This is a genomic window from Massilia horti, from assembly GCF_004614195.1.
Taxonomy (GTDB): Bacteria; Pseudomonadota; Gammaproteobacteria; order Burkholderiales; family Burkholderiaceae_D; genus Telluria; species Telluria horti.
This window is the reverse complement of sequence record NZ_SPUM01000132.1, coordinates 1-15692: the sequence shown is the minus strand read 5'-3', so window position 1 is coordinate 15692 and position 15692 is coordinate 1. Positions and strand designations below refer to the sequence as shown.

General features: G+C 61.3%; 12 protein-coding genes. 6 read left to right on the top strand and 6 right to left on the bottom strand.

All coding sequences use genetic code 11. From position 1 onward, the window contains the following. Nucleotides 1-276: 276 nt before the first annotated feature. Together E4O92_RS19810 and E4O92_RS19805 are read left to right on the top strand one after the other, a co-directional pair. A complete protein-coding gene (locus E4O92_RS19810; RefSeq protein WP_206076912.1) occupies nucleotides 277-1554 on the top strand; it encodes an HlyD family secretion protein in 1278 nt (425 codons plus the stop codon). A 50-nt stretch (nucleotides 1555-1604) separates the two neighbouring features. Continuing rightward, the gene (locus E4O92_RS19805) at nucleotides 1605-3770 is read left to right on the top strand and encodes a peptidase domain-containing ABC transporter (RefSeq protein WP_135191386.1); all 2166 of its coding nucleotides are present in this window, start codon (nucleotides 1605-1607) and stop codon (nucleotides 3768-3770) included. Between the two features lie 54 nt (nucleotides 3771-3824). On the opposite strand, the gene E4O92_RS19800 is transcribed toward E4O92_RS19805, so the two are convergent. The 4 genes from E4O92_RS19800 to E4O92_RS19785 all read right to left on the bottom strand — a co-directional run bounded on the left by E4O92_RS19800 (nucleotide 3825) and on the right by E4O92_RS19785 (nucleotide 9482). Next, the gene (locus E4O92_RS19800; protein WP_135191385.1) at nucleotides 3825-5156 is read right to left on the bottom strand and encodes an anti-phage deoxyguanosine triphosphatase; all 1332 of its coding nucleotides are present in this window, start codon (nucleotides 5154-5156) and stop codon (nucleotides 3825-3827) included. A gap of 58 nt (nucleotides 5157-5214) precedes the next feature. Further along, entirely contained in the window at nucleotides 5215-6339 is a 1125-nt protein-coding gene (locus tag E4O92_RS19795; RefSeq protein WP_135191384.1) for a 6-phosphofructokinase, read from the bottom strand. A 129-nt stretch (nucleotides 6340-6468) separates the two neighbouring features. Next, nucleotides 6469-8907, bottom strand: a complete 2439-nt coding sequence (gene ppsA / locus E4O92_RS19790) for a phosphoenolpyruvate synthase (RefSeq protein ID WP_135191383.1) — start codon at nucleotides 8905-8907, stop codon at nucleotides 6469-6471. A 95-nt stretch (nucleotides 8908-9002) separates the two neighbouring features. Next, on the bottom strand, nucleotides 9003-9482 hold the full coding sequence (locus tag E4O92_RS19785) for a hypothetical protein (RefSeq protein WP_135191382.1): 480 nt from the start codon (nucleotides 9480-9482) through the stop codon (nucleotides 9003-9005). A 159-nt stretch (nucleotides 9483-9641) separates the two neighbouring features. Between E4O92_RS19785 and E4O92_RS19780 the strand changes: the two genes are divergently transcribed. The 3 genes from E4O92_RS19780 (at nucleotide 9642) to E4O92_RS19770 (ending at nucleotide 11811) form a co-directional block, all read left to right on the top strand. Beyond that, nucleotides 9642-9905, top strand: coding sequence for a hypothetical protein (locus E4O92_RS19780; RefSeq protein ID WP_135191381.1), 264 nt, complete (start codon nucleotides 9642-9644; stop codon nucleotides 9903-9905). Between the two features lie 85 nt (nucleotides 9906-9990). Next, nucleotides 9991-11088 (top strand): tartrate dehydrogenase, encoded by a 1098-nt coding sequence (locus E4O92_RS19775; protein ID WP_135191380.1) that lies wholly within the window; start codon nucleotides 9991-9993, stop codon nucleotides 11086-11088. 108 nt (nucleotides 11089-11196) lie between these two features. Then, entirely contained in the window at nucleotides 11197-11811 is a 615-nt protein-coding gene (locus tag E4O92_RS19770; protein ID WP_135191379.1) for an immunity protein Imm33 domain-containing protein, read from the top strand. 89 nt (nucleotides 11812-11900) lie between these two features. Here E4O92_RS19770 and E4O92_RS19765 read toward each other — a convergent pair whose 3' ends face one another. Both E4O92_RS19765 and E4O92_RS19760 read right to left on the bottom strand, forming a co-directional pair. Continuing rightward, nucleotides 11901-13052, bottom strand: coding sequence for a family 1 glycosylhydrolase (locus tag E4O92_RS19765; protein ID WP_135191378.1), 1152 nt, complete (start codon nucleotides 13050-13052; stop codon nucleotides 11901-11903). A gap of 268 nt (nucleotides 13053-13320) precedes the next feature. Further along, on the bottom strand, nucleotides 13321-14550 hold the full coding sequence (locus tag E4O92_RS19760) for a zinc-dependent alcohol dehydrogenase (protein WP_135191377.1): 1230 nt from the start codon (nucleotides 14548-14550) through the stop codon (nucleotides 13321-13323). 226 nt (nucleotides 14551-14776) lie between these two features. Here E4O92_RS19760 and E4O92_RS19755 point away from each other — a divergent pair, with 226 nt between their 5' ends. Further along, on the top strand, nucleotides 14777-15454 hold the full coding sequence (locus E4O92_RS19755; RefSeq protein ID WP_135191376.1) for a haloacid dehalogenase type II: 678 nt from the start codon (nucleotides 14777-14779) through the stop codon (nucleotides 15452-15454). The last annotated feature ends 238 nt before the right edge of the window (nucleotides 15455-15692 follow it).

Genomic DNA, 15692 nt, shown 5'->3' with positions numbered 1-15692 from the left:
TATTTCTCGGACCGGTATCGAAATGAGAACAAAAGTTGCGATATGTCAATCAAAAAAAGCATCAGCTGTGGGTATTAAACTCTGTCTTTGACCATCGTCAACTCATTCTCCAAGCAAGTTTGTTTACGGACAGAAAACAAGTTGAGGCGTAGTAGTGGAATCAGGCACAGTTCGTACTTTGTTAGTGCCCGCTGATCGGCCAGCTGATAAAGAAATTTGATACGCTTCAACATCTTGCTACCCGACAAGGCTCAATATGGGCTGCCAGGTTAAGAAATGGAAACGCCAACCGTGAGCTCGACACCACTCTTCCGAAGCGCCGCTATCAACGCAAACAAAGTCCAGTGGCTCGGTGAGATCGTACAAATCCGGCCTCTGTCCTTCCGCGTCTTGACAGGAATAACGGTAGCCATGGCACTGCTAGTCGCTTCGTTTGTGGCGTTTGGCAGCTATACGAAGCGAAGTACTGTTATCGGACAACTAATTCCCGACGCTGGGCAACTTAGAATTTATGCATCTCAGCCGGGAATTGTTTTAGAGAAGCACGTTCGCGAAGGCCAATGGATCAAGAAGGGAGAGGTTCTGTTCGTTACATCCAGTGAACGACAGAGCAGCACTCAACACGACATCCAGGCAAACATCAGCCGACAGGTCGCACTGCGCAAACAATCATTAAGCGATGAGCTACGCCACACCCGGCAGCTTCAACAGGACGAAGCAAGCGTGTTGCGGAAGAAGATCGCTGGATTTCAGGCCGAGCAGGCGAATCTAATAAATCAGATCGCGGGTCAACGGTCGCGCAACGACTTGGCCGAGGCGGCAGTTAGGCGAGCTGCGCAATTGCTCGCCCAGGGATTTATTTCCACTGAAATTTATCAGCAAAAGCAAGCCGACTTTCTCGAACAACGCAATCGGCTTAAAGCCCTGGAACGGGATCAGCTTAACGTCCAGCGAGAACTCCAGAGCCAGCAAAGCGAACTGGATAGCCTGCCACTCAGGCAACAGACGCAGTTGGCTCAGATTGAACGTCTTATCGCAAGTACCGATCAGGAATGGACAGAAAGCGAAGGCAAACGTCTGACTGCGATTATCGCGCACGAAAGCGGGATTGCAAGCGCAGTGACGGCTGAGATCGGACAAGCAGTTGATGGCGACAAGCCGCTCGTCAGCATCATCCCCGACGGTTCCGTTTTGCAAGCGCATCTGTTTGCCCCAAGTAGAGCAGTCGGATTTATCCGTCCGGGCGATCATGTCCTTCTCCGCTATCAGGCCTATCCCTACCAAAAATTTGGCCACGCCCACGGCGTCGTCGCCACACTTTCTCAGGTAGCGTTATCCGCCCGCGAACTGGCAGACACACCTGTTTCTGCCATTAGCAGTAACGAGCCGTTTTACCGGATTACCGTGAGCTTAGCTAGCCAGACCATCACTGCCTACGGCAAGCCTTTGCCGTTGCAAGCCGGGATGCTGGTCGACGCTGACATCCTTCATGAGCGACGCAAGCTTTATGAATGGGTGTTTGAACCCCTATATAGCCTTACCGGAAAACTCTGACTCATACATTGAGTGCCTGTGCTCGGTCTTCAGGAACAAAAGGAATTACGATGCTCCTTCAGGACAGGATATCCTTCGGCTTCGGTTCCCGCCTGCCACTGATACTGCAAACTGAAGCAACGGAGTGTGGCCTGGCATGCCTTGCGATGATTGCCGGCTTTCACGGCTATCGGGCCGACCTGGCCGGCCTGCGGCGCCGCTTCCCGATTTCGCTCAAAGGCGCGACCCTCGCCGGTCTCATCCAGGTCGCAGGTCAATTGGGACTCGGCACCCGTCCGCTAAAGCTCGATCTGGATGACTTAGGCAAGCTAAGATGTCCCTGTATTTTGCACTGGAACTTCAATCATTTCGTGGTCCTCAAAGATGTTCGCACGAAGGACGTCACGATCTTCGATCCCGCTTTCGGCGTACGCACACTCCCGCTCGAGGACGTCTCAAAGGCGTTCACAGGAGTTGCCCTCGAATGTTGGCCTGGCGCCGAATTCAAGCAACTGGATGAGCGCACACCGTTCCGCCTAAGCACTCTGCTTGGCCGCGTGACTGGCCTATTCGCGTCGTGCGCACAGGTCTTGGCACTCGCACTTGCGCTTGAAGTTTTCGCGCTAATCTCCCCTTTCTTCCTGCAGTGGGTGATCGACAATGTGATCACTTCGGCTGATCGTGACCTTCTGACCACGTTGGCGCTAGGATTCGGTTTGCTCATGTTGATGCAGCAAGCGGTTAGCGCCCTGCGAGCTTGGGTACTGCTCTACATGAGCACGACATTGAGTTTGCAGTGGCGTGCCAACGTCTTCGCTCACCTGTTGCGCCTGCCCGTACCGTATTTCGAGAAGCGCCATTTGGGCGACGTAGTGTCGCGCTTTGGCGCCACGGACCAGATCCAACATGTGTTGACCACGTCGTTGATTGAGGCCGTTCTCGACGGGCTCATGACCTTCATCACGCTGGGCATTATGTTCCTTTACGGTCCGATGCTGACAGCGGTAACCATTACAGCAATGCTGCTTTATGCTGCAGGTCGCTGGGCCTGGTATCGTCCGCTGCGCCAGGCAACCGAAGAACAAATTGTCCACGCCGCGCGACAGCAAAGTCACTTCCTCGAAACTGTTCGCGGCGTAAAGACCATCAAACTGTTTCGACGGGAGGACGAGCGCCGTTCCGGCTGGCTCACACTTGTCGTCGATCAGATCAACGCGGAACTGCGTACTCAAAAATTACAACTCCTTTACAAGTTGCTCAATGGCCTGCTGTTTGGCGCCGAAAACATCCTGATCATCTGGTTAGGTGCACGCGCTGTCCTCGATGGAAATTTCAGCGTAGGCGTGCTGATGGCGTTTAGCGCCTACAAAGGACAATTCGGCAGTCGGGTAAGCAGCCTGATCGACAAATTCTTTGAACTAAAGATGTTGCGTATCCAAGGTGAACGACTTGCCGACATTGTATTGGCCGAACCGGAATCAACTGATGCAAAAAACTTGGTTGATCCAGACACGATCAAACCTAGCCTCGGCGTGCGTGGACTGCGCTTTCGATATGGCGCACAGGAACCCTACGTGCTCAATGGCGTCGATTTTGAATTGGCTCCGGGCGAATCGGTCGCCATCGTTGGCCCATCCGGGGGCGGTAAAACAACTCTCATCAACGTTTTGTTGGGCGTCTTACCCGTAACCGAGGGTGAAATCAAACTTGGTGGTATTCCGATCGACCATCTAGGCCTGGACGCTGTTCGCCAGATGGTTGGCACGGTGTTACAAGACGACGTCCTTTTTGCCGGTTCAATCGCTGATAACATCAGCTTTTTTGATCCTCATGCGAGCCAGACCTGGATCGAACAATGCGCGGAACTGGCGGCAGTCGCGATAGACATTGCTGCAATGCCGATGGGATACAACACCTTGGTGGGAGACATGGGCACAGTCCTATCAGGTGGGCAGAAGCAGCGAATCCTGCTGGCTCGCGCACTTTACAAGCGGCCGCGCATTCTTTTCTTGGACGAAGCAACCAGTCACCTTGACATCGAGAAAGAACGGCAAGTTAACTTGGCTGTACGCGCTCTCAACATAACGCGTGTGATAATTGCACACCGCCCTGAGACTATAGCAAGCGCAAGTCGAGTCATTATATTAGTGGGCGGTAAGATTGCACAAGACGTTAAGGTACCGGAGATGGTGCGAGCCCCTTCATCGCCAGCCGAGCCTGTGCAGCAAACTGCTTGATCGTCCGCTGAGTTCCATCGGCGCCCTGTGCCTGGCTTGCCCATGTCGCATCTTTCAGATCCGGTCGTAGATCGACCCCACGTCAGGACTGAACAGCCGATGATAGAGCCGGGTCGCATCGCTGTCCGTCATGCCCGAGATGTAATCCGACACGATCCGCATCTTCCCGCGCTCGCTCGCGCACTCTTCGAAGTCCTTGGCCGTGTCGCGCGGCAGCAGGCGACCCAGGTTTTCGTACAGCGCTTCAAACAGGCGCCGCACGATCCGCTGGCCCTTGAATTCCATGGCCTGGACCTGCGGTCGCCGGATCACCTGATCGAACACAAACTCCTTCAGTATCCGCAGCACGTGCGCCTGCTCGGCTGGCAGCGCCGCGTTATAGCGAAACAGCGGCGCGCTGAAATCCGGCTTTTCGGTAACGATCACGCTGGACACGAAATAGTCCACCAGCTTGCTGATCGCGTGCTTGCGCTCCTTGTCCGAATGCGAAAAGAGCTTGGCCCGATAAAATTCCGTCCCCTGCCCCGCAATCCCGTCCCTGGCACATTCGAAAATCGCGGGCGAAACCTCGCCATGCCAGCGCTTTTCATCGATCAGCTGCAACGCCAGCGCATCCTCGAAATCGTGGACGCCATATGCGATGTCGTCGGCCAACTCCATAATCGACGTGTCGAATGACTTGTGCAACGACGTCGCCACGCGGCGTCCGCGCACTTCCCGCACAGAGAACTGGACGAACCGGGCCTGGTCCGCATTTGACAAGGGCTGCAATATCCAGTCCCGCACCGCCGCTTCTTCGTCATAAATGCACTTCGGCGGCTTGCAATCGGCTGGCCGTATGCCGTCATGCTCGGGCACCGCCAGCTCCGAATACAGGCAGGGATATTTCATTGCGCCCAGCATCGCGCGCCGCGTGAGGTCGAGGCCATGCTCGGACGAATATTCGCCGAGCCGCGCCATAATGCGCAGGGTCTGGGCATTGCCTTCGAACCCTCCATGATCCTTCATCAGGAAATTAAGCGCCACCTCGCCGCCATGCCCAAACGGTGGATGGCCCAGGTCATGCAGCAGGCCGACCGCTTCGACCAGCGCGGGCGGCGGCAGATAGGCGTGCCATGGCTGTGCGGCGCCGGCACTATGCAACACATGGCGGATACTGCTGCCGATCTGCGCCACTTCCAGGGAATGGGTCAGGCGCGTGCGATAGAAATCGCTTTCGCCGATGCCCAGCACCTGGGTTTTCGATTGCAAACGGCGAAACGCCGCGCAATGGATGACGCGCGCCCGGTCGCGCAGAAATTCCGCTTCGGCGCCCTGCGCGTTGAAAGGTTTGGCCTGATAGGTCGGTTCGTCGGTTTGCCGCCTGCGTTCGATCCAGCTTTCCATCGTTCTCCCACGGTGCTGTTTCGAAATAGTATAGCCCGCAGCTGTCCTGACGCCGCTGTTAAGTTGGCACAGGGGCGTTGCCGAGGCAAATGCCCAGCTCGCACGCGGTGAGCACCGTGTCGCTGTCCACTGGAACACACTTGGTGCGCCCTGCCACCTGCGACAGCGCGACGGACTCGATCCCGTCGCCTCCCAGCGCCACCATCACGCCGGCCTGTCCGCGCGCCAGCGCGCGCACCGCCGCCGCGCCAAAACGCGACGCGATAACCCGGTCGAACGCCGACGGACTGCCACCGCGCAGCAGGTGGCCGAGCACCACGCTGCGGCATTCCTTGCCTGTACGTTGTCCCAGCTCGGATTCGACCCAGGCGCCGATGCCGCCCAGGCGCTCGGCGTGGCCGGCGCCGGCCGCTTCGCGCAGTTGGCGTTCTCCGGTAGCCGCCTGCGCCCCTTCGGCCACCACCACGATCGAGTAGCGGCCACCCGCCGCATCGCGCGCATGGACCGCAGCGGCGACGACGCCGATGTCGAACGGAATTTCGGGCAGCAGGATCGCGTGTGCCCCGCCAGCCATGCCGGCATGCAGTGCAATCCAGCCGGCGTAGCGGCCCATCACTTCAACCACCATCACCCGGTGCTGGCTATGCGCCGTGGTGTGGAGCCGGTCGATGCATTCGGTGGCAAAGCCGACCGCCGTATCGAACCCGAAGGTCGAGAAGGTATGATCGAGGTCATTGTCGATGGTCTTGGGCACGCCGACCACGCGCAATCCCTTGCGGTGCAGGCACTCGGCGATGCCCATCGAGCCGTCGCCGCCGATGATCACCAGCGCGTCCAGTCCGCGTTCGCCGCACAGCGCGGCGACCTCGTCGGTGCGGTCCACCTCGGCGATGCTGCCGTCCGGCTGCTGGACGGGATAGCGCATGGGGTTGCCATGGTTGGTGGTGCCGAGAATGGTGCCGCCGAGGTGGGCGATCGCATGCACGTCATCCGGCGTGAGGCGCCGCACGGGCTCGCCGATGCACGTTTGCGGCGCCAGCAGGCCATTGAAACCGTCGCGGATGCCGTAGCACTCCCAGCCGAGCTGGTCGCTTGATAACACCACGGCGCGGATCACGGCGTTCAGGCCCGGTGCGTCACCGCCGCCGGTAATGATGCCGATGCGGGTGACAGGATTGCTCATGAGGACAAAACCATTGCCATAGCCATTTCCTTCAAGCGATCTGCGAGCCGCGCCGGATGCGACGCCGAACGAAGAAGCGACGGCACGCCGGCAGGCAGGCTCTTGTTCCGGTGACTATACCATGGCGGCTCAGGCTGGCGGCCGCGGCGCAATGCCCAGTTCGCGCTCGAACTGGACCAGGTTGCGCACTGTTGCAACCACGGAATCCGGGTTCAGGCTGATCGACTCGATGCCCTGCTCTACCAGAAAGCGCGCCACCTCGGGATAGTCCGATGGCGCCTGCCCGCAGATGCCGACATGCCGCCCGTTGCGTTTGGCACCGACGACGGTCAGCCTCAGCATGTCGAGCACGCCGGGGTCGCGCTCGTCGAAATCGAAGGACACGATCTCCGAATCGCGGTCCACGCCCAGCACCAGCTGGGTCAGGTCGTTCGACCCGATCGAAAAGCCGTCGAACAGCGGCGCGAAAGCATCGAGCTGGATCACGTTGTTGGGAATTTCGCACATCACGTAGATTTCGAGACCATCCTTGCCGCGTTGCAGGCCCAGCTCCGCCATCCTGCGCAGCACGTCTTCGGCTTCCTTGACGCGCCGGCAGAACGGAATCATCAGGCGCACGTTGGACAGGCCCATTTCGCCGCGCACCCTTTGCATCGCGCGGCACTCGAGCGCGAACCCTTCGGCATAGGCCGGATGGGTGTAGCGTGCGGCGCCGCGAAAGCCGAGCATCGGGTTGGGCTCCGCGGGCTCGAAGAACGAGCCGCCGATCAGGCTCGCGTATTCGTTGGTCTTGAAGTCGGACATGCGCACGATCACCGGCTTGGGATAGAACGCCGCGGCGATCATGCCCACGCCTTCGGATAGCTCGCGCACGAAATAGTCGCCCGGTGCCGGATAGTCGTGCGTGAGCCGTTCGATCTGCGCCCGGGTTTGCGGGTCGCCGATGCGCTCCGGATGCACCAGCGCCATGGGGTGGATCCGGATGTGCTCGGCGACGATGAACTCCATGCGCGCCAGGCCAACACCATCGTTCGGCAGAAAGCGCGTCTGGAACGCCGTGTCGGGGTTGCCGATGTTGATCATCATCCGGGTGCGCGGCATTTGCAGGTTCGCCAGGTCGACGCAGGTCTTAGTGAAGGCGATCTTTCCCTCGTAGACCTGGCCAACGTCACCTTCCGCGCACGAGACTGTGACCTCGTCGCCGGTACGGATGACTTCGGTGGCGTTGCCGCAGCCGACGATCGCGGGCAGGCCCACCTCGCGCGCGACGATCGCTGCGTGCGCGGTGCGTCCGCCGCGATTGGTCACGATCGCGGCAGCCGTCTTCATGACCGTGCCCCAGTCAGGTGTCGTGGTATCCGCCACCAGGATTTCGCCGGGTTGGAACTGGCCCAGCTGGCGCACATCATCGATTACCCGGGCACGCCCGGCGGCAACCTTGCTGCCGACTGCGCGCCCTGCGGCCAGCACCTTGCCCTTGGATTCCAGCCGATATTCGTCCAGTAAGGTGCCGGTCTTGCGCGCGGCCACCGTTTCCGGCCGCGCCTGCACCATGTAAAGTTGGCCGTCGATGCCGTCTTTGGCCCATTCAATGTCCATCGGCACGGGGTGGCCGGCGCGGGCGCTGTAGTGATCCTCGATGCGCACCGCGGCGTCCGCCAGTTGCAGCACTTCGTCGTCGAACAGGCAGAAGCGCTCACGCTCGCGTGGGGCGGTCGGAACATTTTTGGTCGTGTCGCGCCCGGCATCCTGCGCATAGATCATCCGCACTTCCTTGCTGCCCAGGCTACGGCGCAATACCGCGCGGTGGCCGCTGCGCAGCGTGGGCTTGAAGACGTAAAACTCGTCTGGATCGACCGTGCCTTGCACCACGTTTTCGCCCAGTCCGTAGGAGCCGGTGATGAAGACGACGTCGCGAAAGCCGGTTTCGGTATCCAGCGTAAAGGTCACGCCGGCCGCCGCCAGGTCCGAGCGCACCATCTTCATGATGCCAACCGACAGGTACACCTTGTAATGGTCAAAGCCATTCTCGATGCGGTAGACGATCGCCCGGTCCTTGAACAGACTGGCATAGCAGCGGCGCACGCTGTCGAGCAGCTGCGCCTCTCCCGCCACATTGAGATAGGTCTCGTGTTGGCCGGCAAAACTCGCGGTCGGCAAATCTTCCGCCGTGGCCGAGCTGCGCACCGCCACAGTCAACTGTTCGCCGTATTCCTCCCGCAATTTTCTGTACGCCTGGACGATCTGGCTCACGAGTTCGCCCGGCAGCGGCGCACAATAGACGATCTCGCGCGCGGCCTGTGCACGGCGACGCAGATCGTCCACGTTGGCGGGGTCTAACCCGTCCAGCGTCTGGTGCAGGGCCTGCCAGCCATTGGCCCGGTCCAGGGTGGCGCGATAGGCAGCCGCGGTGACGGCAAAGCCATTGGGCACGCGCACGCCCTGCGCCGTGAGGTTGCGGTACATTTCCCCGAGCGACGCGTTCTTGCCGCCGACCAGCGGCACGTCGTCGATGCCCAGATCGCCAAACCAGCGTATCCAGTCGGAAGCGGCATGAGTGGGATTCATGACATGAGCCCTGCCAACGATGGCAACATGTCAGTCGATGTTATGCGCCAGCCGCCTGCCCCGGTTGACAGGCATCAAACGCGCCCGCCCGAAGGTCAGAACCAGCTGCAATAATTGGTGCTCGACTCGAGATTACCGCTGGCCTTGCCGTCCGGCCCGATACGTTTGAGAAAACCGTTGGGATGTGCGGGATCGGACTTGCCGCGGCAATTCGGATGAACCCAGTGGATTCCCGGGCCGCCGGTGGTGTAGGTTGCGCCGCACACCGCCACCCTGTCGTTTTTCTGGATCGAATCGATCGGCGCCGGGATCGTGGCCTTGGCAGGGTCGTAACCGGAAGCAAAGACGTTGTCGATCGCGACATCGTAGACTTGGCCTCTGCCGTCGGGGCGCACGCGCAGGTGGGTGTGCGACAGCTCTATACCCCTGCGGAAGGAGCCGTGCGCGAACCTGGGCGGATCGACCACGACCCCGGTCAGGTAGGTGCCGCTGCCTGCGGCGCAGGTGGCCGCGTCGTCGGCAAGCGCCGTTGCGGTGGCGAGTAACATGGCAAGCACCAGGATTGGTCTACGCATAGGGCCTCCTACTGCATCGAACGATTCGCATCGAATGATTCTTCCAGTTGCCCGCGCGCCAAATCGTGCAAAATGACGAGCTCGCAACAACTATAATGTTTTTTCGTGGCGAGCACAGCTATCAAGGCATTGCTCGCCATCAAGCTAAGGAGTTCTGCCATGCAAAGACTGATCGCGTTATTCCTCGCGCTAATGCTGGGCGCGACAAGCGGTGTTGCCAGCGCCGGCTGCGTCAAAGGCGCTATTGTGGGTGGCATCGGCGGCCATGTGGCCGGCAAGCACGGGCTGGCGGGCGCCGCCGTCGGCTGCGTAGTCGGGCATCACCTGTCGAAGAAGAAGCAGAAAGAGAAAGAGCAACAGGCCAAAGCGCAGCAACAAGCCCTGGCGCAGAATCCGTCTGGCGGCGCCGCGCCGGGCAAGTGAGGCATTTCGATTGAACTGGACGGGCGCGTAGCGGTCGCATAGAGGCACTTGCCGGTTGCCGGCGTAGTTTTGTAGAGGCACAAGCATGACACGCAGTTTCAGGATTGCCGCGATCGCCGGCGACGGCATTGGCAAGGAAGTCCTTCCCGAAGGTATCAAGGTGCTGGAAGCGGCGGCGCGCCGCTTCGGACTTGCGCTCGAATTCACCCAGTTCGACTGGGCTAATTGCGACTATTACCTGCAGACCGGCGCCATGATGCCACCGGACTGGAAAGAGCAGCTGTCCGGCATGGATGCCATCTACTTCGGCGCGGTCGGCTGGCCCGCCACCGTGCCCGATCATATTTCGCTGTGGGGGTCCCTACTCAAGTTCCGCCGCGAATTCGACCAGTACATCAACCTGCGCCCGGTACGTCTGTTCGACGGCGTGCCCTGCCCGCTGGCCAACCGCAAACCGGGCGACATCGATTTTCTGGTAGTGCGCGAGAACACCGAGGGCGAATATACCAACCTGGGCGGGATCATGTTCCCTGGCACCGAGCGCGAAATGGTGATCCAGGAATCGGTGTTCACCCGCCACGGTGCCGACCGCGTGCTCAAATATGCGTTCGAACTGGCCAACGCCCGCCCCCGGCGGCACCTGACGGTGGCCACCAAGTCGAACGGCATCGCCATCAGCATGCCGTGGTGGGACGGCCGCGCCGACGCGGTCGGTACAGCTTACCCGGACGTGGCCGTCGACAAGCAGCACATCGACATCCTGACCGCGCGCTTCGTGCTGCAGCCGGATCGTTTTGACGTGGTGGTTGCCTCCAACCTGTTCGGCGACATCTTGTCGGACCTCGGTCCGGCCTGCACCGGCACCATTGGCCTGGCGCCGTCGGGCAATCTGAATCCAGAGCGAAACTTTCCTTCGTTGTTCGAGCCGGTGCACGGTTCGGCGCCAGACATCGCCGGCAAGGGCATCGCCAACCCGATCGCGATGATCTGGTCGGGCGCCATGATGCTGGCGTTCCTGGCCGATGCGCCTGGCGCCGATGGCGCGCGCTATCGCGCCGCACACGACGCCATCCTCGCCGCCATCGAGCAGTCACTCAGGGATGGCCCGCGCACTGCGGATCTGGGCGGCAAGGCCACCACGGCCCAGGTGGGTGAAGCGATTGCGACGCTGGTCGGCGCATGAGAGCGCCTGATTGCCAGGCTATCGATAACACGCGGCGGACGGGAGCGAGATTCTTCGTCGCGTGGACAGCCGCATTCCTTGTTAATCATTTCTCTCTTTAAGAGCAAAATGGAAAACCAGTCTTGGTGGCTCACCGATGCTGCAGAGTCGCAGCGCCACTATCCCTACACTTTCTATAAGCCCTCGAAAGCAACCATCAGCAAGCTCCACGTGGGAAGCCTGGTCAAGCTCATTTTCGAGTTCGATCAGCCAGATCCCGATGGCCTCTCGGCCGAGCGCATGTGGGTGACTCTCACGGAGATCGATGGCGATCGTTTCAAAGGCGAATTGGACAATGAGCCCTTTTATCTGAAGACACTTAAGCTTGGCGACCCAGTGGAGTTCGAGGAGCGGCACATCATCCAAACGGACCTTGATGAGGTCGAGCGCGATACCGTCAAGAAGTACCGTCCGCGCTGCTTTGTTACGCGTAAGGTTCTGTACGACGGAGAGAAGGCGGGCTACATCTACCGGGAAGAGCCCGAAGAAGATGACGATAGCGGCTGGCGGATCATGGCCGGCAATGAAAGCGATCAGTACCTGGACGATCAGGAGAACGTGTTGTACGTCTCACTGGGTGCCGTCCTCAATCAAGACGATTCGTTCGCGCACCTGCTGGGCTCAGCCCCGGGTGTTGCCTTCCAGCGTGACTTGAAGACCGGCGAATTCAAAACCAAAGAATGACAAATATCTTCGACCGGTACATCAACCCGCGCCCGGTGCGCCTGTTCCAGTGTCAAAACTAAGCGCGATGGCCCAGCCGCTGCCGCCCCTCAGGCGCGCAGGCGCGTAGCCCCCTGCGCCATAAGATATGGCCCAATCCGCCGCTGCGCCCGCCGCAACGCCTCGAAGGTCGGCAGGTGCAGGATGCGCGACATATTGCCCTCGTGGTCAACGTCCCACAGCCCCATCGGCATCCACTGGCGCGGCGCGTGCCAGTCAAGCATGCCGATGATCGGATACAGGCAGACTCCGCGCAGCGGCACCCCCGCCTGCAACATCGCAACGATCTCGCCGGTCAGGTGCTCGACCCAGCCGGGCCGGTTGTCGCCCCAATGCGAGGTCTCCGAGATCACGATGTCGCCGCCGTAACGCTCCCACACCGACTTGACCAGATCGCTCACCGGCTGCCGGCGCGGGTCGTCCGGCTCCAGCCAGGTGCCGTCCTCGCCATGCACCCACTGGCAGTTCCAGTAATAGTTGATTCCGATGACATCGAGATGCTCGCGGCTGCCGCCTAGTTCCGGCATCACCCGGCCGGACATCATGTCCAGCGCCTCGAACACGCAGCGCTCGTTGAAGTGCGCGGCAGCCGCGGCCTTGTCCGGATCGTCGTCGGCCGGAACGACCCGGCACACCGGGTCGGCATGCAGGAAGCGTGCGTCCGGCAGTTCGGCGCGGATCGCGTCGATGCCGCGGATCGCCGCGCGCACCAGCGCGATTTTCAATTCCTGCGCACGGCCGGACAGGTGCGGTGCGAAGTGGGCCACCTCCCCGGCCGCCCAGGCGAAGTAGGAAGGTTCGTTGACCGGGGTGAACCAGATCGGCCCCTCGACCCGGCGCCGGAGGTAGCGCGCGCAGGCGCCGCAGTAGTCGGCGAAGCGGTCGACAAAGCCGTCCGACAGCAAGTCCACGTCGGTCGGATAACCGTAGTGAAAAAGGTCCCAGATGACCTGGATGCCGTAGCGCCTGGAGGCATGGGTAAGCGGCTCGGCAGTTGAAAAGTCATAGCGCCCGTCGCCAAGGTCGACCAGCGGCCAGCGGATCGCATCGCGCACGGTGAGGATTCCCACTTCGCGCAAGCGCCGGTAGTCTTCGCTCACGTGCTCGTGGTGTGCGGTGTCGACCACCAGATCGATCCACTCGCCGTCCCGGTTGTAGCCGGTGGTGCATTCAAAGCCACCAAGGAAAAAACTCTTGAACATCTTATTGTCGCCTCCTGTTCAATGGAGCAATGGGGTTTGTTAACTCGATAAATTACTCAATCACAAACACAAGCCGGTTGTCGAAAGACCGTAAGAGTGTCACAGACTCTGGACGTTCAACGCACAATTGAATGTTCAACCCTGCCTGGCCAACGCCAGGCAAGGGAAATGGACAGACAGCAGGCGGCCCCGTCGGCAGGAACGATTGGGTTGCGCGCAACCGCCGCGCGCGCTGCGGGCGACGCGCCGCCTGTGGCTGCGCCTGGGGTCACGACGGCCTGGCACCGCCGCTCGGCACCACCTCGACCTTGAGCCAGCCCGGACGGTGCTCGTCAAACGCCTTGTATGCATCGATCACCGAATCCATCGGCTCGTGCTGGGTGATGATCTTGGTCGGATCGAAGGCGGCGCTGCGCACCAGCTCGATCAGGTTGGGGATGTACTTGCGGTGGTTGCAATTGCCCATCTTGATCGTCAGGTTCTTGTTCATCGCCTTCCCGATCGGGAACGCCATATCGTTGGTCGGATAGACGCCGATCACCGCCAGCGTGCCGGCCTTGGCCAGTGCCTCGACCGCCCACTGCTGGGCCTGCGACGGCGCTTCGCCCGGATGCCAGTTCGGCCCGGAGGGATGCTGTTTCGGCGCCACCGCCGCCACTTCCTGCTGGAACTGCTGCTTCATCTGCTGGGCCTGGGCCGCTGCCGGACCGTGATGCGCACACGTGGCATCCACGCCGACGGCATCGATCGCGCAGTCCGGGCCGATCCCCCCGGTCAGCTCCTTGCACATCTTCACCGGATCTTCCTCGTCGAAGTTGATTGTTTCGGCGCCCTGCTTGCGTGCCATTTCCAGCCGATCCGGCAGATTATCGACGGCCAGGATCCGGCCCGCCCCCATCAGCTTGGCGGACGCGATCGCAAACTGGCCCACCGGGCCACACCCGAACACCACCACCGTGTGGCCGGGCTTGATGTTGGCGAGCTCGGCACCGAAATAGCCGGTCGGAAAAATATCGGACAGCAGGATGGCCTGGTCGTCCGTGATCTCGTCCGGCAGCTTGACCAGGTTGACGCTGGCGAACGGAATGCGCGCCTTTTCCGCCTGCAGCCCGTTAAATCCCCCATTTGCCTCCGGCCCGCCGTAAAAGGAGGTGCCGGCCGCCGGCCCGTTGGGATTGGTCGTGTCGCACTGCGAGTAGTAGCCGGCGCGGCAGTACGAGCAGTAGCCGCAGGCAATGGTCGAGGGAATGACCACGCGGTCGCCCACGGCGACATTGCGCACGTTGCTGCCGACCTGCTCGACGATCCCCACCGCCTCGTGGCCAAGAATCGTACCTGCACGCATTCCGCTGACGCTGCCGCGCACGAAGTGCAGGTCGGTGCCGCAGATCGCGCTGACGGTCACGCGCACGATGGCATCGTTGGGATTCTCGATCTTCGGCTCAGGAACATCCTCCAGGCGAATATCGCCGACGTCATGAAATACAACCGCTTTCATTGTCGTTCTCCTCTTTCAGGTTGGGAGCACCGGCACACGGCCTGCCTGCGCCGACCGTGGTTCGATGGCGAGCCGCTGACCGGGTTCCCTGCCCGGCCCGTCAACCTGATCCGATTCATGCGCAAGGCCACGTAGCGCAAGCACTCTCCTTGGCGGCGGAACCAAATGGGGCCGCGCGACCACCAAGCGCTGACGGCAGGCGCCTGCGCGTGGCCCGGGAGGCACAATGAATCCGATTAAACCGACGGTGCTGTTCTTTGACGTCATCGAGACGATGCTCGACCTTGCGCCCATGCAGGCCAGTATCGGCCAGGTCCTGCCGGGCGCGGACAGCGCCAGGCGCTGGTTTTCCGCCATGCTCCACTACGCGGTGGTCATGACGATCAATAACCAGTTCGCGCCGCTCCCGGAAGTGGGCAAGGCGGTGCTCAGGATGCTGGCGGAAGGGCGCGGCATCCTGCTTGAAGACCAGGACGCCGCCGAGGCGCTGGCCCCGCTCGCGACCCTGCCGGCGCATCCGGACGTGCGCCCGGCGCTGGAGCGCCTGCGCGGCGAAGGCTACAAGCTGGCCGCCCTGTCGAACGGGGCGACCTCCGCAATTGCCGGGCAACTCGCGCACGCGGGACTGGCCGACCTGTTCGAGGCGCAGTTCGGCGTCGAACAGGTCGGCAAGTTCAAGCCGGCGCCCGAGGTCTACCGCTGGGCCGCGGAGCAGATGGGCGCGCCGCCGGGCGACTGCATGATGGTGGCGGCGCACGGCTGGGATGTGGCAGGCGCCGCCTGGTCGGGCATGCAGACCGCCTTCATCAAACGCGGCGAACAGGTTCCGTTTCCGCTGGCCCCGCGGCCGGTCTATGTCGCCTCCTCCTTCGAGCCACTTGCGCAGCGGCTGTCCGCACTGTAACGCGCGCTGGTGCACAAAAAAATAGCTATGTCCCCATTAAGTGTGGAACCATGCTTACCTGAGGCGTAGGGTGCGCACCAGTGCGCACGCGGTACAGATGAACGCCGTTGGCTCCGGTACACACACGTAGCGCGTGCGCACAGGTGCGCACCCTACGGCTGTAACGCGGGTGCTGCGGGCAAAAATCGGCATAGGGGCGGTCAGCGTGCTGACCGATCCCCTGCCACACCACCCGGCA